Origin of the sequence: Nocardia sp. NPDC050713 (assembly GCF_040654315.1) — a bacterium.
Classification (GTDB): Bacteria; Actinomycetota; Actinomycetes; order Mycobacteriales; family Mycobacteriaceae; genus Nocardia.
On sequence record NZ_JBFAHS010000007.1, the window covers coordinates 256,493 to 275,285 of the forward strand.

Genomic DNA, 18,793 nt, shown 5'->3' on the forward strand with positions numbered 1-18,793 from the left:
CACTGATCAACGAGATGTGGAGGTCAGTGATGCGGGTTGTGCAGGCAACGGAATTCGGTGGACCAGAGGTGCTCGCGGTGCGCGAGATCCCGGATCCGACACCGGGGCCCGGTCAGGTGGTCGTTCAGGTCGCGGCAGCCGACGTGATGTTCCTCGACACCCGGCTGCGCGGCGGGTGGGGGAGCGAATACTTCCAGATCGAAACCCCTTACGTGCCGGGCGGAGCGGTGGCGGGCGTGGTCGTCGAGGTGGGCGCGGAGGTCGATCCCTCGTGGATCGGCAAGCGCGTCGCCACCAGCACCGCCGCGAGCGGCATCGGCGGCGGTCAGCCCATCGGCGGCTACGCCGAGAAGGCGCTGGCCAAAGTCGAGACGCTCAACGAAGTGCCGGAAGGGCTTTCGCTCGAGCAGGCCGTGGCGTTGGTCCACGACGGCAGGACCGCGCTCGCCGTCTTCGAGCGGGCCGCGATCCAGGCGGGGGAGTGGGTTCTCGTCACCGCGGCGGGCGGCGGGCTCGGCACGCTGCTCATCCAATTGGCGCGCTCCGCAGGGGCACACGTGGTCGCGGCGGCTCGCGGCCGCGACAAGCTCGAACTCGCCGAACGGCTCGGCGCGCACGCCGTCATCGACTACTCCGAGCCGGACTGGTCGGCCAAGGTGCGCGCCGCGACCGGCGGGGCCGGGGTGAACGTCGTGCTCGACGGAGCGGGTGGCGACCTCGGCGCGGCGGCCACCGAAGCCATCGCCGACCACGGCCGATTCCTCGGATACGGCGCCGCGGCGGGCGATTTCGCGGAGCTGGACCGCGACGGGCTGGCCGCGCGCGATATCGCGGTGCTCGGCCTGTTCGACATCACCGGCGCCGACACCGATTGGAACGCCCTCGCGCGGGGTATCCAAGACGCCGTGGTCGCCGGTGACATCGAAGTCGTGATCGGTCAGACCTTCCCCCTCGAACACGCCGACCGAGCCCATGCCGCAATCGAATTGAGGAAATCTCTCGGTCGAACGCTGCTTACTTTGTGACTTGTCCGCGCGTGGGTGCGATCGGTCTCAGACAGCGCTAGGGTGCCCCCGTGCAAACTCTGATAGTCGTCGGTGTCGTTGCCGTCGTCCTCTTCCTCGTTTTCGCCGTCGTCCAATTCGCAAGTCGCCCACCGAGAATGGAGAGTCGGTGGGACGACAGCGTGCCGGTGGACAAGGGGCGATGGGGAGACGGCGACGACTGACCGCGTCACCTCGCCTGCGTCAACACCACCACCGCGATGGGCCGCTTGGTCATTTTCTGATAGGCGCTGTAGCGGCCCTGGTTCACCTCGTCGACTATCGCCCAACGTCGTGCGTAGTCCGGGTCGTCCGGATACGTCGCTCGCGCAACCACTCTCATCCTGCGTCGCCCCACCTGGATCTCGCACTCGGGCGCTGCCTTCACGTTCGCCAGCCACCCCGGCGGACGCGGCGAGCCGCCGTTCGACGCGGTCACCAGGTATGCCTCGCCATCGCGTCCGTAGGTCAGCGCCGAGGTCCGCTCCTGACCCGTCTTCCGTCCTATCGTTCGCAACAGCAGGGTCGGATTCCCGAACAGCAGCTTGTGGCCCACCAGCCCGCCGCTCTTCTCGTATACCCACTGATGAACCCGCAGCACATTCGCGAACACACTGGCCATATCTGACCCTCCAGTAAGTTTCCGGTGTCGGCCCCACCCTAATCGACCTCGCCCGGCCGAGTCGGCCGACAGACCGCGCTTCGTCGGAGTAGCGTCGAGGGGCCGGGGAGTCAACTGGTGCCCGGCCCGCCGCGCCCGGTAGCATCCTTGACAGTCGCGGTTCCACCGCGCATGCGGGGCGGTAGCTCAGTCGGTTAGAGCCGTGGACTCATAATCCATTGGTCGCGGGTTCGAGCCCCGCCCGCCCCACAAACCCGCTGGTCAAAGCCTTATCGTGTGGTTGTGGACTGGCTCGGGAGGGGGCAAGTCGCTCTTTATTCTCTTTTTCATTTCAGGCCGCCTGCGGGCTCCGACCGGGCAGCATCTCGGGCTTCCTCGTTCTGTAACGCAAAGGCCTCGAAACGATCTCGAGCGGCCGGTCCGCGATGCGAGCCGAGGCCGCCCGCTCAGCTGGGTCGGGGCGTGAGGCGGATGACCGGGATTTCGCGGTCGGTCTTTTCTTGGTATCCGGCGAATCGTGGTCCGGTGGTGGTGATCTGCCGCCACGCCTTGTCGCGTTCGGCGCCGTGGAGCTGTTCGGCGGTCACGTCCAGGGTTCGCCCCTCGACGTCGATGCGGACCTTGTCGGGGTTCGCGGCGATGTTGTGATACCAGGCGGGGTTACTGGCGGCGCCTGCCGCCGACGCCACGATGAGGTAGGTGCCGCCGCCGCCGGGGAACCAGGCTACCGGCGTGGAACGCTCGACCCCGCTCTTGCGGCCCAGGGTGGTGAGAACCAGGGCGTTCAAGCCCATGAACTTTCCGCCGCCCCTGCGGCGCAGGCGGTTGGCCATCAATTTGTTCATCCACACGGCGATCCGGCCGGACGGCTGGCGGGCGCCGCGCGTGCCCGCGGGGGTTCCGAATGTCATCGGGTTCTCCTTTTCGCTGTGGGCGACCCGCGGTCAGGCGGTCGCGGTGGACGATATCCAAAGCATTCTCCTCCTGATCATCGAAGAAACACATGTTGACCAGCACTGATCATGGGCGATCGCGGCACGCCAGCCGTGGGAGAGAGGCGATGGGGTTGCGTGAGCGCGGTCCGGGGAATTCAGGCGCCTGATAGACGGTGCGCGATCCACGAATCGATATCCCGCAGCGCGGCGGCGGCCATGCCGGTCGGGCGGTGGGTGAAGGCGTGGGTGGACTCGGGGTGCACCCGGATGTCCACGTCGTTTCCCGCCGCGGAGAGGCGGGCGGCCATAGCCAGGTTGTCTTCGAGGAGGATATCGAGACCTCCTACCACCAGCAGTGTCGGCGGTAGGTCGGTGAGGTCGCCGTAGAGGGGAGAGATATCGGGGTCGGTTCGGTCGGCGACGTGGCCGACATACGCCTCGATGAAGAACTCGTCGGCGTACAGCCTCCCGCCGGGGGATCGCCCGCTGAGGTCGTAGGCGCCGAACTGTAGGACGGCACCGGCGAACGGATCGGCCAAGCCCTGGTCGCGTAGCCGTAGCAGGGTGGTCATGACCAGCGTGGAGCCCGCCGAGGCTCCGCCGATCACCAGTTTCGTTGTCCCGAACAACGACTCGGCCTGTTCGAGGAGCCACAGCGCAGCGGTTTCGCAGTCGTCGGGAGCCGCGGGCCATGGATGCTCGGGCGCCAATCGATAGTCGACGCTCACCACGGCCACGCCGAGAGCGTCGGCCAGACGAGCATTGCGGGCGTCCTCATTGGCCGCTGATCCGAGGTAGAAGCCGCCAGGGTGGATGTCGAGGTAGGCGCCCCGGATCTCGGTTTCCCGAGGGACGGTGATCCGCACCGGGACTCGACGCTCACCGACTTCGGCGGTGTGTTGGGTAGCCCTGTCACCCGATGACGTGAGAGACCTGGCCTGCCTGGCCCGGGCCTGCCGCAATTCCTCGATACTGGTCGGGCCCGCGCCAGCAGGTGAGGCCGCGTTGAACTGTCGGCTCTCCTCGACGTAAGCGTCGAGTCCCTCGCCGATCAGCCGCTTCAGTCCGATCTCCATGTTCCTCCCGTTCGTAGCCGCGTGTCGTGTGGGCAGCGCCGATGAAAGCCTGCCGCCATGTCCGAACAACCCACATCGACCAGGAGGATGCAACCAGGTGAAGCGACGAGCCTCAAACAACCAATCCACGTGCTGGCCACAACTATTGGTTGTGGACTGAGCTGACCGATCGCGCGACCGCAGCTCGGCGATACGGCTCTCGGACTCTGTCGGCCGGGGTCACACAAGGCATTCGGGATTCGCCGAACCAGTCGCGATCCGTGCTGGAGCGGCGAGAGATCAGTCGAGGTCTCAGAACAGCGGTGATGAATTCCGCTCGTGTGCATGGGGTTCCGGTCAGGGGGCAGGAGCTGCCTGCCTGAACGCGAGTGCCACTGGGACCGCGCCGCTGACCTCTTCGAGATGCCGATGCGTCACCTCCGCCGACCACGCTCCGATCGGGGGACTCGGTTAGGCTTCCTCAGGAACTTCTGGCATCACTCACGCGAGGTGTGGCATGGACTCGTCGGCGGTCGCCGCGGCTGCTGGTGTGGCGACGGCGGTGATCGCGCTCGTCGCCGCGTCGTTGGTGGTGTGGCAGGTGACCGAGATGCGGAAGACGACCTACGCCAGCGCTTTCAAAGCGGTGTACGACATGCTGCAGGCGGAGGTGATCCGTCAGGATCGGCGTTTCGTCATGCGGGAATTGCGGATTCGCGACCTCGGCACCTGGACCGAGGACGACATCCTGCGCGCCGAACGGGTCTGCCACAGCTACGACTGTGTCGCCATCATGTGCCGCAATGGGTTCATCCCGACCGACGTGGTCGCCGATTCCTGGGGCGATTCGCTTCGGACCTGCTGGAGCGTCCTGCGACCGCTGGTCGAGAAATACCGTTCGGACCGGGGCGCGCCCGAGTTGTGGGACGACTTCGCCTGGCTCGCCGGACGCGCCACCGAACTGCACGGGCAGCGGCAGTCGCGGTAAGCCGCATCCCGGTCGCCACAGCCTTCGGTGGCGGGCACGCCGTTCAGCCGTGTCGCGACCGAGGCCGCGACCCGCGACCCTCGCGATGGAAACTCAGTAGGGCCGGTCGATGGTTTGCGGGACTTCCCATTCGTCGGTGATGTCGAGGGCGCGGTTTCGGGCCTCGCCGAGCAGGGCGTGCGAGTGCCTGCTGCGCTTGGTCAATTCGTAGCGGCGAGCGCCGAGGCCCGTCGTGGTCTGCAGCTCGTAGTCGAGGTCGTCGACCAGGTGGTGTAGCTCGTCGACCTGCGTGAGTGTGGGCCGGTCGCCCAGACTCTCGAGTTGGTCGATGACGTCGCCGAATCGGTCTTCCAGACTGCGCATCGCGCGCCCTCCCCTGTATCACCGTGTGCCCCTTGCTATCTCAGAGTAAGGCGGAACCGGGTATTCGGCGAACGATCGAGACGCGCACGTGCGGGTTCGGGGCCGAATACGGCGTACACCGCTCGCTTTGGCTAGCATCTGACCGAGGCGTACGGGTTTGGTGGACAGGGCGGAAGCTCAACGGCGGTACGGGAGCCCATGAATCAGATCTTGTTCTCGGCGATGATCGCGCTGGCGGTGTCGATCATGGTGACGCCGTTCCTGATCAAGGCGTTCGTCACGAGGAACTTCGGTCAGGAGATCCGCGTCGACGGACCGGCGAGTCATCAGGCGAAGCGCGGCACGCCGACGATGGGTGGCATAGCCATCATCGCCGGTCTGTGGGCCGGGTATCTCGGCTCGCATCTGATCGTGGTCCGGGACGGCGTCGATGGCCCGTCGGCTTCCGCGCTGCTCGTTCTCGGGTTGGCGACCGTCTTGGGTTTCGTCGGCTTCCTCGACGACTCCATCAAGCTGCGCAAGCGACGCAATCTCGGCCTGACCGCGACGGGCAAGTACCTCGGCCAGCTCGGCGCCGCCGTGTTGTTCGGCGTGCTGGCGCTGCGATTCCCCGACGGCGCCGGGTTGACGCCCGCCAGCAAGCACATGTCCTACGTCCGGGATTTCAGCGCCGTGTCGCTCGGGCTTGTCGGGTTCCTGCTCGTCGTCTGTTTCCTCGTGGTGGCCTGGTCGAACGCCGTGAACATCACCGACGGCCTCGACGGCCTCGCCGCCGGATCCATGAGCTTCGCGCTCGGCGCCTACGTGATCATCACCTTCTGGCAGTACACCAACGCGTGCGCGACCGGGGTCGCCCCGGGCTGCTACGAGGTCCGGGATCCGCTCGATCTCGCGGTGGTCTGCGCCTCGGGCGTCGGCGCGTGCATCGGATTCCTGTGGTGGAACGCCGCACCGGCGAAGATCTTCATGGGAGACACCGGCTCGCTGGCCCTCGGCGGCCTGCTCGCGGGCCTCTCGATCACCACCCACACCGAGCTGCTGATGGCCGTGGTCGGCGCGTTGTTCTGTGCGGAAATCCTTTCGGTCCTGCTGCAAATCGTCGTTTTCCGCACCACGGGCAATCGGGTGTTCAAGATGGCCCCGTTCCACCACCATTTCGAACTCAGCAAGTGGGCCGAAACCACGGTGATCATCCGCTTCTGGCTCCTCGCGGGGATCGCCGCGGCGGTGGGGCTCATGCTCTTCTACGGCGAGTATCTCGCCGTCGTCGGCTGATCCTCGCCCTGCGTCCGTATGCCTCGGAGGCGTACGGAACCGAGTGCGGGAGTCCTCCGCCGCGGGCTACCGTGGAGGGATCATGGCCGATACACCGCGCAAGGCGCCGCGGCAGCGGCGGTCGAAGGAGACCGTGGACACGCTGCTCGAGGCGGCCGCGCAGATGTTCGGGCGGGAGGGGTTGGCGACGACGACGAACCGGATCGCCGAGCGCGCCGGGGTGTCGATCGGGTCGCTGTATCAGTATTTCCCCAACAAACACGCGCTGCTGCACGCGCTGGCCGAGCGGCACGTGGCCGAGGGGATGGCGCGGCTGGACGCGGTGTTCGCCGAGGCGCGCGTGACGCGGCCCGGGTTCGACGAGACCATGCGGGTGATCCTGGAGGCGGTAGTCGACCTGCACCGGGATCGGCCCGCGCTGCACGCGGTGTTGCACCGGGTCGCGCCCCGGTCGGCGGCGGAGGTGGCGGCGATGCGGGCGTTCGAGGACCGGCTCGCGGATGAGGTGGCGTTCCACCTCGTGCGCTGCGGCCGGGGTGGCGAGGACCCGAATTACTTGGCGCGCACCATTGTTCACGCCGTAGACGTCCAGCTGCATCGAGTGCTGATCCCACACCGGCTCGACACCGAACGGCTACTGGAGCTGGTCCGCCGGATCACCGCCGATCCGGCGGCGTGAGCGCGGCCGTTTCGGCCAGCACCTCGCGCAAGGTCGTCGCCAGCAGGCTCAGGCCGGGTTCTTCGATCGGGAAATGTCCGCAGCCGTCCAAGAGAACGGTCCTGGTCGGTCCGGGGACCCTGGCCAGGAACCGGAGACTGAGCGACGGCGGTGTCCACCGGTCGGCCGCGGGGTGCACCAGGGTGACCGGTGTGGCGGTGAACTCCTCCGGCGGGGTGTGCCGGAAGTTCAGGAAGTCGGCGAGAAATCCCAGCGGGACGTGCGCGCCGCCGCCCTTCGGGTCGCTGCCGCACAGGTCGGAGAGGGCCGGGTCGAGGCTCATGTTCCGCATGTCGACCAACCACCTGATCGGCACCCGAAGCCCGGCCAGCGGTGTGAGCGATCGCAGCAGTAAGGGAGCGAAGCCGCCCGTGAACGACCAGCGTGCCGCGGCCCGCCGAGCCGCGGGGTCGGAAGGGTCGAGCAGGCAGGTGGCGACGACGTGCGCCACCGCTCGCGTCCGCGCGGCGGTCTCGTAGACGAGCATGCCGCCCATGCTCGCGCCGAACAGGATCAACGGCCGTTCGTCGAATTCTGTTTCGGCTAGGACGAATTCGCTGAGCAGGTCCACCCAGTGGGCGTAGCGGACCGAGTTCGGCTCGGGTTCGACGGTGTCGCCGTAGAGCGGCAGATCGATGGCCATCGCTTCGACGCCCTCGCTCGCGGCGAGCGCGGCGAACGGCCAGAGCAGTCCCGCGTGCCCGCCCGCGCCGTGGACGAGCAGCACCCGCACCGCCGCATCGGGTCGCGCCGCTCGGGCGACGTGCACAGTGCGCCCGCGCCACGACCACCAGGTGGAGATCGGTTCGAGCAAGGGTTCGCGTCGATAGTCGGCGGGCAGGAATTGGGCGTATCGCAGGTATTCCATGCATTCAGGCTCGGCCCCGGCGTCCATGCGGACAACTCGCATTCGACCCGGTCGGTTCCGCCGTAGACGACCCCGCTGACCTGCGAAGATCGACCCCCTGCGAGTCCGCGCGAGCACCGGCTCACATTCGGACCTTCAACCTTGCCGCTCACGCACTCAGACGGGGGCCTCGGTGCGCCCGCCGATGGGCAGGGCAGCGGGCCTTGCGTCGAACTCGGGCGAGTCGGAGCACGGATCGAGTTGTCTCACAGCGGAATCGGCGTCGCGCTGCTAGAGTCTCGCGCAAGCCCGAGGGAGGTGAGGCTTGGTGATCGTGGGGCGCGCCGAGCTGCTGGAACTGATCGACACCCTGGTGCGGGTTCCGCGGGGAAACACCGAAGAAACCGGGAATCCCGTACTGGTGCTGGAAGGGTACGGTGGGTCGGGGCGCACCACCGTGCTGGAGCAGGTGCTCGACCGGTGGCAGCGACGGACCCCGACCGTCCTGGTCCGGCCGTTGGAACGCCCGTACGACCCGGACAACCCGGCCCGCCCCGTGCTCGCCGCGGCGATGCTCGGCCTCAGCATGGATCTGCCCGGCTTCCCGATGGCGTTTCCGCGCATCGTGGTGGCGCAGATCGCGATCAACGAGAATTTCACCGAGATTCCCGCGACCGAGCATCGAGAACGGTTGCGCACGGCGCTGAATCGGTACCGGGACCGCGCGACGCTGGTCGCTTTCATCGGCGATCTGGTCGGTTTGGCCGGCGCGCAGGCCGCCAACATCAAGCTGCCCGGCGCCAGCATGATCGCGCCGACCCTGAGCCAGCACCTGTCGAACCTGGTGGTGGGCAGGCTGACTCGCGGCAGGCTGATCACCAAGATCACCTGGGGTTCGGCGGTCTCCTGGTACGGACACCAGGATCTCGGCCTGCGGGCCGACGCCGAGACGGAGCTCATCGAACTCGGCATCAAAGCGGCCAGCGAAGACGCGGCCACCAGGCGCGGCGTGGACAACCTGCTGATCAGCGCCTTCCTCGCCGACCTCCGGCACAGCGCGGCGCGGGTCGCCGGACGGCCGTCGAATGTCGTTGTGCTGCTGGACGATGGCGACACCCCGACCGCGATCGCCTTCACCAGCGCACTGCTGCGTGCGCGCGAGGCGATGACCGCCGCCGGATCCCCGCTGACGGATCCGCTGACGCTCGTCACCACCAGCTCCGGCGTGCTCGCCGAGGAACTCGACGGACAGGTCCCCGCGCCGGTGACGTGGACGCCGCGCCGGCGCGCCGATCCGTCCGAGCGGAACCCGTGGGCGCGGTTGCGGATCGACGACTTCACGGAGTTCGAGGTGAAGACCCTCGCCAAGGACGTCACCTCGATCGAGGCGGACCGGATCGGCGAACAGGTGTACCGGCTGACCGGCGGCCACCCCGCCGCGACGGCCTATGTGCTGGATCGGTTGCGGCAGCGTCGGCGGTCGGTAGACGACCTGGACGACCTGTTGCGCGACAACCACGCGGGGCCGGGCACCGCCGTCCAACGCCACCTGCTCGGCATGTTCGCCAAGGATCTGCACCCGCGTAAGCAACTCGACGAGGACACGCTCGACGCGCTCGTCACGGTGTCGGCGGCGCGCACCAAGGGCGACGCACTCCGGTTGGTCACGCTGTTGCCCCCCGGGATCGGGGAGCGTTCGCCGGTGTTCCGATCTCCGTCGCTGTGGAGCGGGCCGACCGACAGCGCGGTGCTGCCCGCCTTCGTTCGTCGCATGGGCCTGCGCGAACTGGCGGTGCGCACGAACCGTCACCCCGGTTGGGACCGCGTGTTCGGAAAGTTGCTCGACACAGCGCCTTCCGGCGATCGCGCGAGCAGGCTGCACTACACGCGGCTGCTGCACGGTGGCGCCGCCATCGTCGACGAACTGGCTGAGTTGCTTCCGAGCACAGCCGCTTCCGAGTGGTTGTCGCTGTTCGACAAGATCGTGGAGATGTCCGATCCGCGCAGGCCGGATGCCGGTCTCGTCGACGGCCGCGACCACGCCGCGAGTCGCGTCGAGCACATAGCGGTGCTGCTCGCGGTCGTGCCCGCAGTGGAATCGGACCTGCGGATCACCGTCGCGGAGCGCAGGGAGATCCTCTGCGCACGGGCGGCGCACAGCTTCGAACGCCTCGCCGACCACGCTACGGACCGAAGCCCGTTCCTGTTGCGCGCCAACGACTACCACCATTGTGTGCGCCGAACCCGTTGACCCGACCTCGATGAGGAGCCCGCTGTGGAGTCGCGTTACTGGGCAGGCATAGTCCCGAAGCGGCGAAGGCCCATGCCGCGACCCTGGACCGACTGGGTGCGGCTGGGTGTAGTCGTGATCTTGGTGGTCGGCGCGGTGAGCGGGTTCGCGGCCCGTGAGCCGTTGCGGCGGTTGGCCACCTGCAACGACGGTTTGCCGAGCACGGCGGCGTGGGCGGCGGGCGGCCGGTGCGTCGGATTGTCGGAGGGCCCTTATGCTTTCGAACTGCCCGCGTTCGAGCACGTCATGCGGGTCATCGATGAGCAGAACCGCACCGCCGCCGACGGATGTCCCGGCACACCGGTGACCGTCGGTGTGCTGCTGACCATGACCGACCAGCTGGCGGGCAGTCGCGCCGTGCACGAGCTGGAAGGTATGGCCGTCGGCCAGCGCCGGGCGAACGCCACCGGATGCGTGCATCCGATGCGTCTCGTCGTCGGCAATCTCGGTGACTACGGACCCGAGGGCGACGCCGTGGCGGTGGCGCGGAAAATGGCGCAACGCGGCGACGTGGTCGCCGTCGCGGGCATCGGCCTCAGCGACCAGACCACGGCCGAGGTCGCGGATCTGCTTGCCGCCGAGAAGATTCCGATGGTGTCGGACGTGGTCACCGCCGAGGGCTTCGACCAAGCCGGTTCCGCCGGCGACGACCCCGACTTCACCCGGTGCGACGAGAACATCACCTACCCGCGGGGAGTCGGGAAGGACTACTACTATCGGGTCGCCTTCCGTGTCGCGGTGCAGGTCCGGGCGCTGGGTGCGGTCGCGCCGACCAGGCCCGATTTCGTCATGGTTCCCACCGGTGGGTCGGACCCATATACCTGCACGACGTTGCCCTTCCTGCACCGCCAGTACGGCGGCGAGTTGCTCGAGGTGAAGTTCGACGCCGAAGAGCCGACCACCGTGTCGCAGACGGCGCGACGGGTGTGCGCGACGGCCAAGGACGTGACGATCGCGTATCTGGCACGCGGTCGCGACCTCGGTCGCCTGCTCTACGACCTGGACGTTTCGTACACCAACGGGCAGTGCGCGGCCACCTCGATCACGGTGCTCAGCACCTCCGACGGAAATCGGCTGCGCACCGCGGAATCCGATGCCGCGCTCGAGGATTTGCGTGGCAAGGCGCTGAGTTCGCCGAGCTTCGTCGGCGGACGCGTCCGGGTGCTGTTCACCCTCGTCGCGGGGGCCGACGGACCCGAGCAGGACAATCCGCAGTGGGCCCTGTTCGAAGAGGCCTACACCGCAGCGGGATTCGATCTCGCGCACGTCGGCGACGGCTGGGCGGTGAACGCCTACGACGCGCTGAGCACTGTCGTCGCCGCCGTGCGCGCGCTTCCTGCCGCGTTGACGGTTCAGCGCAGCCAGGTCAACATCACCCTCGGCGGTTTCACCTCGCCCGAGCTCGCGGTGGCGGGTGCGGGCGGCCCGATCGTTTTCGACAACAGCGGCAACCGGGCCGGACCGGATCCCGCGGTGGTGCGGCTGTGCCCGGCGGGTGAGTTCGGCGGCAGGCCGTATGTGCCGACCGTCGAGGCGAAGCCAGGCGAACCGATCCCCGAATGCGTCCGACCCGCTGCGTGACGGGTCCGGCGTGCATGCCATCCGCCGGTGCTCTGCGGACGCGGGTATGGCCTGATTCATCAAGGGGCGCTGGGCATTCGGCGGTGTCGCGTTGGTGTCGGCGGTGCGTGATACGGTACGGCGCGAACGGCGAGAGGTCGTTCGTCAGGGGTGAGGGGGAGTGGGCGAGTCCGCCACGTGATCCGGGTTTCGGGTAGCCGATCGTCTCGCGTGTCGGGGCGCGTGTAGGTCGGCTGTCCGTGGATTCGTGGCGAGCCTTCCGCCGATCGGGCGCATCGAGTTACACCGGCCGACCGCGCCTCGGCCACGCATGAGGAAGCGTGAACATGAACTACCGCAACAAGCTGACGCAGCTCCTGCTGACGGCGGCGTTGGCGACGGGCCTCGGCGCGGCGTTTCCGGCCACCGCGCAGGCACAGGGGATCGCCTATCCCGGCATGACCATCACGACGGGCGAGAGCATCTGCTCGGTCGGCGCGACCGGACACATGGGGGATCAGCAGTACGCGGTCACCGCCGCGCACTGTTTCCAAGAAGGCCGAACCGTCTACGACGAGAACGGGAGGGTGATCGGCCGATACGAGCAGAGCCACGGCGACGACGCCACGATCGGCGGGCTGGGCTTCGCGCTCATCCGGCTGGCCGCCGGGGTGGGTGTCTCGGCTTCGCTCGGCAACTTCGGCATCGAGTCGACCTACACCGATGCCCAAGTGGGACAGGAGGTCTGCCACGTCGGCTGGGCGACCAACTGGACCTGCGGCCGGGTCACCGAGGTGGGCGCGACCTTCTTCGTCGCGGATTTCGTGGCCGACCGGGGTGATTCGGGCGGCATCGTCTACTTCCCGACACCGGAGGGCCGCGCGGCCTTCCTCGGCATCGTGATCGGCAGTCTGGAATCGGGTGGCGTGCTGGTCGAGTCGGCCAACTATCTGCGCGACACCATCGACGCCCACGCTCAGGGCCCCGATCACTTCCGGTGGTACGTCGAGTGAATCGAGGGCGGGAAGAGCGGGGCCGAATGTCCCGCTCTTCCCGCGCGATTCGCTAGCGGCCCTGGTGGCTGTGCTGGCCGCCGAGTCGCTTGGCCTCGGTCGGCTGGGCCGCGGCGCCCTTCCTACCCGCTTCGCTCGCCCTTCTCGGGTCGTTGTCGAAGCTGCCGCTGCTCGCCTTGCCGCCCAGGCTGGCGATCTTGCGCTGCTGCTCGGAATCCATTGCCGCGAAACCTCGTTGGTTGTTTGCCATCGTCATCCTCCCTCGGTAGGTCGGCGGTTGCGTGACGCGGTCTCGCGCCACCACTCCTGGCGCTACCCGGGGTCGGCGGAGGCAAACACGTGCCCGCCGATCGATGGGCGCTCGCCGTTGCGGCAGCTTTGCCGTTCTGCGCACGACGATCGCGAGTTCCAGCGACCGCGAAATCCCTCGCATCGTGAGGTGAATCACGCTCTGCTGGAGCGCTTTCCACTCGAGCGGCGGCATTCGCGGGTACCGCCTACCCTCGACACCAGCGGGGCGGTCCGGCGGAAGGGGAGCAGTCATGGGACATGTCGAGCACAAGGCGACCGGTGCGGCGCCGGTGGATTTCGTATTCGAGTACATCGCCGACTATCGGAATGTGCCGAAGTGGATGTTCGGAGTTCGTCATTACACGCCGGTCGGCGAGCAGACCACCGGCGTCGGCGCGGTGTTCGACACGGCGCTGCATCTCGGCCCGACCACGTTGCACATGCGCGCGGAGGTCACCGAATGGGTAGACGGCGCGAAGGTCTCGCTGCACGCGATCAAGGGCATCGAGGGCACGGTCCACTGGAGTTTCCAGGCCATCGATCCGACTACCACCGAGATCGGCGTGGTGGTCGACTACCGGGTACCCGGGGGATTCGCGGGCCGCGCGCTGGACAAGATCATCCAGGCCTTCGTCGGCCCGGCCATCCGGCACACCGAGAAGAGTCTGCGCGAGCAGGTGCTGGCGGGTTATCGGGAATCGCTCGGCGAGAACGCCTGACAGGACGGGCCGGGAACGCCCGGGTCTCCGAATTCCTCGGGCGCCGAGAACCCCGGGCCGTGGGTATGCGGACGCTGGTGATCTCCACGGGACGCGTCAGGCGCGCCGTACAGCGGAACGGCGCGCCTGTCGTGGTCGGGGTTCATCGATCGCCGGGCAGAGCCACGGACCATCGACCTCCGTGACGGGTCGACCCAGCTCGGTTCACGCCCGCACGGACTCCGACTCCGGTTCCGAATTCGGTTCCGCGACCGGGGTCTTCCGCGCCCGCAGCAGCAGCATGCCGAGCACGGCGGCGGCGATGCTGAAGCCCGCGCTGATCCAGGCGCCGCTCGACATGGCTTCGGTGAACGCCGTCTTGGCCGGTTCCTCGAAGCCGAGTTGGAATGCGGCGCCGATGGATTCGCGCGCGGCCTCGGGCGCGTCGGCGGGCATGTTCGAGGTGAACACACCGGCCAGCACGCTGCCGAGCACCGCGATGCTGATCGCCATGCCGACCTGTTGGAGCGTGTCGTTCATGGCCGAGCCGACGCCCGCGTGCTCCAGCGGAATGGCGCTCATGATGGCGGCGTAGGCGGCCGGTCCCGCCAAGCCGCCGCCGACGCCCATCACGAGCATGCTGACCAGGACCCACGTGTACCCGCTGCCGAGAGCGAGGATCGCGAAGGCCAGCCCCATGACCAGCAGACCCGAAACGATCAGCGTCTTGTTGCTCAGCTTCTTGCCGAGAGTCGCGCCGAGCCCGTTGCACACGGCCGCGGCCACGGCGTACGGCAGCAGCGCCAAACCCGCCTTCATCGGGCCGTACCCGAGCACGAACTGCAGGTACTGGGTGAGCATCAGCATGATCGCGCCCATGCCGAAGACCATGAGCAGCAACGTCAGACAGGTGCCGGTGAAGTCTCGGTTGCGGAACACCGCGAGCGGCAGCATCGGATGCGCCGAGCGGCTCTCCCACGTGACGAATCCGAGCGCCGAGACCGCCGCCAGCGCGATCACCGGGATGTTCCATTCGCGTTCGATGATGACGTAGACGGTCGAGACGAGCGCGACGATCGACAGCAGCACGCCGACCAGGTCCACCGGCCGCTGCTCGCCGGTGGTCTCGGGCATCAGCACGAGCGCGGCGACGATGGCGAGAATCGCGACCGGAATATTGAGCAGGAACACCGAGCCCCACCAGTAGTGCTCCAACAGGAAGCCGCCCAGCGTGGGGCCCGCGACGATGCCGACCATCGAGACGGTGCTCCAAGCCGCCATCGCGGTGCGCCGTTCGTCCTCGGCGAAGGTGGTCATCAGGATGGACAGCGTCGATGGCATGAGCAGAGAGCCGCCGACACCCATCGCGGCTCTGGCGGCGATCACCTGCCAGGGTTCGCTGGCGACTACCGCGGCGAGCGAGGCCACGCCGAAGACGGCCAAGCCCGTGACGAGCATCCGCCGCCTGCCGAACCGGTCCGAGAGGCTGCCCGCCGTGAGCAGCAGTCCGGCGAAGACAAGCACGCCAAGCAGTTCACTTCGATATGGACCCGCGAACCCCGGCAGCCGAGGGGGTCGGGGTTGGATCGCGCGCAGATCGTCGCGGCGGCGCTCGAGATCCTCGATTCCGAGGGACTGGACGCGTTGAGCATGCGCAAGATCGGCGCGAAGCTGAACGCGGGTGCGACCAGCCTGTACTGGTACGTCGCCAACAAGGACGAACTGCTCGAACTCGTCCTCGACGAGTTCTGGGGGATGCTGCACGCCCCGGAATCGGAACAGGCGTCCTGGCGCGAGGTGCTCACCACCTTCGCCTACAGCCTGCGCGGCAGCATGCGTGCTCACCCGTGGATTGCCGGGCTCGTCGGTCACATCCCGAGCATCGGGCCGAACGCGATGCGCGTCAGCGATCGGTTGCGGCGGGCGTTCACGGAGGCGGGCTTCCAGGGTGTCGACATCTACCGTGCCAGCGGCACGGTGATGTCTTTTGTTCTCGGCCAGGTGCTTCCGGAGATCGCGTATGCCAAGACCTACGGCGAGGACTACGACGCCGAGAGCGTCTCGCAGGTGATGAGCAAAGTCGCCGGAGACTATCCCGAGATGTTCGCCGACTACCGCGATGTCGCGCAGACCGACCCGGAAGTCGCTCGCGCGCTCGGCTTCGATTTCGGGCTGCTGTGCGTGCTCGACGGGCTGGAGTTGCGCCTGCGCGACGGTGACCGGTCGCGTCTGCGGAAGTGACGGCGGCGCACGGGATCTCGTAGCCGGACGGGCGCGGCTGGAGCAACGAACGCCTCGCGTGCCCGGCAGGCGTTGCGGTCGATCCGATACCGCCGGTTGTGGAACCGCGGTCGGTCGACTGCGGTTCTGCCGTACGCTGAGCCGGTCGCGGCGACAGGAGTTTTCGGTGGGCACAGTCTTGGTCAAGGGGCAGAACGGGCCGGTGGCCGCGGGGCGAGTCGTGGTGTCCGTGCGCACCGAGGCGGTGGTCGACGTGTCGGCGCTGCTGGTCACCGAAGCCGGGACGGTGCGTTCCGACGCGGACTTCGTGTTCTTCAACCAGCCCGTCGCACCCGGCGTCGAGCTGACGTCGGGTTCGCCTGCCGCACTGGCGATATCGCCCGCCGACCTACCCGACGAGATCGCGCAGGTGCGCGCGGTGCTCACGCTGGACGACGCCACCTTCGGACGATTCGCGCCCCCCGTCGCGACCGTCGCGGACGAGCTGGGAAATGTGCTGTACGAGTACGAGATCGAGGGACTCGACAGCGAATCGGTGGTGATCGCGCTCGAGCTCTACCGGCGCGGTCCGCAGTGGAAGGTGCGCGCGGTCGGGCAGGGATACGCGGGCGGGTTCGCCGCGCTGGTCACCGATCACGGCGTCGTCGTGGACGACGAGCCGTCGCCGAGCGCCGCCACCGCGCCGCCGACAGTGCCCGAGGTCCGCACTGTGCCGGGCGAGTCGAAACTCTCGTTCGAGAAGCGCGCCGTGCTCGACCTGCGCAAGCGCGAGGTCGCCAAGATCCTGATCGACCAGAACGCCATGGGCATCCGCGCCCGGGTGGTGCTCGTCATCGACAAGACCGGCAGCATGCAGAAGCAGTACCGGAACAAAGTCGTGCACCGCGTGGTGGAGCGGATGATCCCGATCGCCACCCAACTGGACGACGACGGGACGCTCGAGGCCTACCTGTACGCGCTGTCGTACACGAGGCTGCCGGATATCGAAGTGGCCGAGGGCGATCGCTGGTCGGAGACCCACCTGCATCTGAGCGGCACGCACGCGGGCATCGACTACGGCGCCCTCGGCGGGCGCAACGACGAGTTGCCGATCATGCGCGCCGTCATCGATACGCTGCGCCCCGGCGATCGGCCGACGCTGGTGCTGTTCTTCACCGACGGCGGTTTCGCCAAGAAGCCGGAGATCACCGCCCTGATGCGGGAAGCCGCACGGCTGCCCGCGTTCTGGCAGTTCGTCGGGCTCGGCAAGGCCAACTACGGGCTGCTGCGCAGCATCGACGAGATGGACGGCAGGCTCGTCGACAACGCCGGGTTCTTCGCGCTCGACGACATCGACAGTGTGGACGACGCGGAGCTCTACGCCAGGTTGCTCGGTGAATTCCCGCAGTGGCTGCGCGCCGCGCGTGCCGCGGGCGTGACGAGTTGAGTCGCGGCGTTCAGTCGTCGGCGACGATCAGCCGATCACCGCGTTCATGATGGTGCCCGCACTGGTGGCGACCACGCCGCCGATCATCGCGCCTGCCACCATCTTCGGCGACTCGAGCCCGCCTCCGGTCCATTTCTCCCAGGCGAACCGGCCGCCCGCGTAGATGATGCCGCAGACACCCGACAGCAGAACGAACCAGGTCAGGTAGCGGACGAGCTGCAAGATCTTATCGGACACCGGCGGCGCCTCGGGCGTCGGATTGCCGATCTGCGCCAGGGTGTCGTATGCGACGGCCAGGATCATCGTTGTGCTGCTCATTCCGGGTTCGGGACAAGGAGAATCGCTGAATGGATGGTATCCGGTTCTCCGGCATGCCGCCCATACCTCACACCCGTGGCGCGCGATACCTTCACCACCCCGGCGCGGGCTGTTGTCTCCTGAGGCGGCTGGACTTTCGCCTCAGTGCGGCACCGTGGCACGGACCGCGGTGTCAGCTCGGCGCTGCCTCCGTTGTCTCGCGGTCGTCGTCAAGCTGCCGGGCGATCGGCCGATCGGTGGCCGCGGCAATGATCTTCGACCATGTCGAGCAGGCCGTCGATCGCTGCCAGTGAAGACCAGGGGTTGTGGCAGACCAGGTCCGGATACTGATCCGACAATGCGACGAAGGCGGAGTCCGCCGCCGACCAGTGCACGTGGATGGACGATAGGCAGATCTCGCGAGCGACGGAAGTCATGACGGTCCTATGCCCCCTGAACGAATTGCGGCCCAGAGGTGTAATTCAAGGCGGTAACTGTCATGACGGCGTTGCTATTAGCGATTTCTCGACGGCTGGGTAGGGGTTATTTCCGCTTTCTTGGCGGGTCGCTGCGGTCGGGTGATCCGTCGTCGAACGCATCCTCGTACAGCGCCTCCCACGTGTCCTGGCGCGACAACATCGTGGCGGTGCGCAGTCCGAGTCCGGTCAGCGCGAAGGTCTCGGTCGCTGGGTACCGCTGGTCCAGGCTTCCCGCACCGTCGCCGAAGACCAGACCGTGCGCCGCCAGCCTCCGTAATCCGCGCACCACCGACCTGTACCCGCCGCCGATGTCATCGAGCTCGGCCACGGTTCGAGGCCGACGCGAGAGAGCATCGAGCAACTCCACCAGATACGGGTGGCTGAGCGTCTCACGCAACTTGTCCAACTCGGCAACACTGATCATCGGCACGACTACCTCGGGGGTGCATACGTTTCGGTTTCGTGAGGGTATGAAGAGCCGCGACGGGCGAGGTGGTTCCTTGACGGAAACTTGCGGAGCGTCGGCTCACTCTTGACGAATTCCCTACGAGGCTCGGCAGACATGCGCGAAGCCCCGTGGCGCGTAGTGGGCGCGCCACGGGGCTTCGGGTTTTCCAGCCTCGGTTTCAGTCCGGGATGGGCGATTTCAGCG

The 18,793-nt window shown here is 67.7% G+C and carries 21 protein-coding genes and 1 tRNA gene; 12 read left to right on the forward strand and 10 right to left on the reverse strand.

Going from position 1 to position 18,793, the window contains the following annotated elements; translation table 11 throughout:
* Positions 1 to 29 precede the first annotated feature (29 nt).
* Both AB0H49_RS16370 and AB0H49_RS16375 read left to right on the forward strand, forming a co-directional pair.
* Complete coding sequence (locus AB0H49_RS16370; RefSeq protein WP_357252043.1) at positions 30 to 1,025, forward strand: zinc-binding dehydrogenase; 996 nt, start codon at positions 30 to 32, stop codon at positions 1,023 to 1,025.
* A 50-nt stretch (positions 1,026 to 1,075) separates the two neighbouring features.
* Entirely contained in the window at positions 1,076 to 1,228 is a 153-nt protein-coding gene (locus AB0H49_RS16375; RefSeq protein WP_185757315.1) for a hypothetical protein, read from the forward strand.
* A gap of 5 nt (positions 1,229 to 1,233) precedes the next feature.
* On the opposite strand, the gene AB0H49_RS16380 is transcribed toward AB0H49_RS16375, so the two are convergent.
* Complete coding sequence (locus tag AB0H49_RS16380; RefSeq protein ID WP_357252047.1) at positions 1,234 to 1,665, reverse strand: nitroreductase family deazaflavin-dependent oxidoreductase; 432 nt, start codon at positions 1,663 to 1,665, stop codon at positions 1,234 to 1,236.
* Positions 1,666 to 1,840: 175 nt separating this feature from the next.
* Here AB0H49_RS16380 and AB0H49_RS16385 point away from each other — a divergent pair.
* Positions 1,841 to 1,914: transfer RNA gene (locus tag AB0H49_RS16385), tRNA-Ile, on the forward strand.
* A gap of 197 nt (positions 1,915 to 2,111) precedes the next feature.
* On the opposite strand, the gene AB0H49_RS16390 is transcribed toward AB0H49_RS16385, so the two are convergent.
* Positions 2,112 to 2,576 (reverse strand): nitroreductase/quinone reductase family protein, encoded by a 465-nt coding sequence (locus AB0H49_RS16390; protein ID WP_357252050.1) that lies wholly within the window; start codon positions 2,574 to 2,576, stop codon positions 2,112 to 2,114.
* Between the two features lie 179 nt (positions 2,577 to 2,755).
* Positions 2,756 to 3,676, reverse strand: coding sequence for an alpha/beta hydrolase (locus AB0H49_RS16395; RefSeq protein ID WP_357252054.1), 921 nt, complete (start codon positions 3,674 to 3,676; stop codon positions 2,756 to 2,758).
* 496 nt (positions 3,677 to 4,172) lie between these two features.
* Between AB0H49_RS16395 and AB0H49_RS16400 the strand changes: the two genes are divergently transcribed.
* Positions 4,173 to 4,643, forward strand: a complete 471-nt coding sequence (locus AB0H49_RS16400; protein WP_357252057.1) for a hypothetical protein — start codon at positions 4,173 to 4,175, stop codon at positions 4,641 to 4,643.
* 93 nt (positions 4,644 to 4,736) lie between these two features.
* On the opposite strand, the gene AB0H49_RS16405 is transcribed toward AB0H49_RS16400, so the two are convergent.
* A complete protein-coding gene (locus tag AB0H49_RS16405) occupies positions 4,737 to 5,006 on the reverse strand; it encodes a hypothetical protein (protein ID WP_355000690.1) in 270 nt (89 codons plus the stop codon).
* 198 nt (positions 5,007 to 5,204) lie between these two features.
* Between AB0H49_RS16405 and mraY the strand changes: the two genes are divergently transcribed.
* Together mraY and AB0H49_RS16415 are read left to right on the forward strand one after the other, a co-directional pair.
* The gene (mraY, locus tag AB0H49_RS16410; RefSeq protein WP_355000689.1) at positions 5,205 to 6,281 is read left to right on the forward strand and encodes a phospho-N-acetylmuramoyl-pentapeptide-transferase; all 1,077 of its coding nucleotides are present in this window, start codon (positions 5,205 to 5,207) and stop codon (positions 6,279 to 6,281) included.
* Positions 6,282 to 6,363: 82 nt separating this feature from the next.
* Positions 6,364 to 6,960, forward strand: coding sequence for a TetR/AcrR family transcriptional regulator (locus tag AB0H49_RS16415; RefSeq protein ID WP_357252061.1), 597 nt, complete (start codon positions 6,364 to 6,366; stop codon positions 6,958 to 6,960).
* On the opposite strand, the gene AB0H49_RS16420 is transcribed toward AB0H49_RS16415, so the two are convergent.
* Positions 6,938 to 7,867 (reverse strand): alpha/beta hydrolase, encoded by a 930-nt coding sequence (locus tag AB0H49_RS16420; protein ID WP_357252063.1) that lies wholly within the window; start codon positions 7,865 to 7,867, stop codon positions 6,938 to 6,940. The genes AB0H49_RS16415 and AB0H49_RS16420 overlap by 23 nt on opposite strands.
* A 304-nt stretch (positions 7,868 to 8,171) precedes the next feature.
* On the opposite strand from AB0H49_RS16420, the gene AB0H49_RS16425 reads away from it, so the two are divergent.
* From AB0H49_RS16425 to AB0H49_RS16435, 3 genes are all read left to right on the forward strand, one after another.
* The gene (locus AB0H49_RS16425; RefSeq protein WP_357252065.1) at positions 8,172 to 10,097 is read left to right on the forward strand and encodes a hypothetical protein; all 1,926 of its coding nucleotides are present in this window, start codon (positions 8,172 to 8,174) and stop codon (positions 10,095 to 10,097) included.
* A 72-nt stretch (positions 10,098 to 10,169) separates the two neighbouring features.
* On the forward strand, positions 10,170 to 11,717 hold the full coding sequence (locus AB0H49_RS16430; protein WP_357252067.1) for an ABC transporter substrate-binding protein: 1,548 nt from the start codon (positions 10,170 to 10,172) through the stop codon (positions 11,715 to 11,717).
* 326 nt (positions 11,718 to 12,043) lie between these two features.
* Positions 12,044 to 12,709, forward strand: a complete 666-nt coding sequence (locus tag AB0H49_RS16435; protein WP_355000684.1) for a trypsin-like serine protease — start codon at positions 12,044 to 12,046, stop codon at positions 12,707 to 12,709.
* 52 nt (positions 12,710 to 12,761) lie between these two features.
* Here the strand turns inward: AB0H49_RS16435 and AB0H49_RS16440 are convergent, their stop codons facing one another.
* Positions 12,762 to 12,959 carry a KGG domain-containing protein gene (locus AB0H49_RS16440; protein WP_357252070.1) on the reverse strand — a complete coding sequence of 66 codons (198 nt, stop codon included), beginning with the start codon at positions 12,957 to 12,959 and terminating at the stop codon, positions 12,762 to 12,764.
* A 292-nt stretch (positions 12,960 to 13,251) separates the two neighbouring features.
* On the opposite strand from AB0H49_RS16440, the gene AB0H49_RS16445 reads away from it, so the two are divergent.
* Positions 13,252 to 13,719: an SRPBCC family protein gene (locus tag AB0H49_RS16445; protein ID WP_355000682.1), complete on the forward strand. Its 468-nt coding sequence runs from the start codon at positions 13,252 to 13,254 to the stop codon at positions 13,717 to 13,719.
* Positions 13,720 to 13,923: 204 nt separating this feature from the next.
* Here AB0H49_RS16445 and AB0H49_RS16450 read toward each other — a convergent pair whose 3' ends face one another.
* Positions 13,924 to 15,222 carry an MFS transporter gene (locus AB0H49_RS16450; protein WP_357252073.1) on the reverse strand — a complete coding sequence of 433 codons (1,299 nt, stop codon included), beginning with the start codon at positions 15,220 to 15,222 and terminating at the stop codon, positions 13,924 to 13,926.
* Between the two features lie 57 nt (positions 15,223 to 15,279).
* On the opposite strand from AB0H49_RS16450, the gene AB0H49_RS16455 reads away from it, so the two are divergent.
* Complete coding sequence (locus AB0H49_RS16455; protein ID WP_357252076.1) at positions 15,280 to 15,939, forward strand: TetR/AcrR family transcriptional regulator; 660 nt, start codon at positions 15,280 to 15,282, stop codon at positions 15,937 to 15,939.
* Between the two features lie 166 nt (positions 15,940 to 16,105).
* The gene (locus AB0H49_RS16460; protein WP_357252079.1) at positions 16,106 to 17,365 is read left to right on the forward strand and encodes a VWA domain-containing protein; all 1,260 of its coding nucleotides are present in this window, start codon (positions 16,106 to 16,108) and stop codon (positions 17,363 to 17,365) included.
* A gap of 27 nt (positions 17,366 to 17,392) precedes the next feature.
* On the opposite strand, the gene AB0H49_RS16465 is transcribed toward AB0H49_RS16460, so the two are convergent.
* The 3 genes from AB0H49_RS16465 to AB0H49_RS16475 all read right to left on the reverse strand — a co-directional run bounded on the left by AB0H49_RS16465 (position 17,393) and on the right by AB0H49_RS16475 (position 18,565).
* A complete protein-coding gene (locus tag AB0H49_RS16465) occupies positions 17,393 to 17,668 on the reverse strand; it encodes a hypothetical protein (protein ID WP_067786073.1) in 276 nt (91 codons plus the stop codon).
* 224 nt (positions 17,669 to 17,892) lie between these two features.
* Positions 17,893 to 18,099 carry a hypothetical protein gene (locus AB0H49_RS16470; RefSeq protein WP_357252082.1) on the reverse strand — a complete coding sequence of 69 codons (207 nt, stop codon included), beginning with the start codon at positions 18,097 to 18,099 and terminating at the stop codon, positions 17,893 to 17,895.
* 106 nt (positions 18,100 to 18,205) lie between these two features.
* Entirely contained in the window at positions 18,206 to 18,565 is a 360-nt protein-coding gene (locus AB0H49_RS16475; RefSeq protein ID WP_357252085.1) for a hypothetical protein, read from the reverse strand.
* Between the last annotated feature and the right edge of the window lie 228 nt (positions 18,566 to 18,793).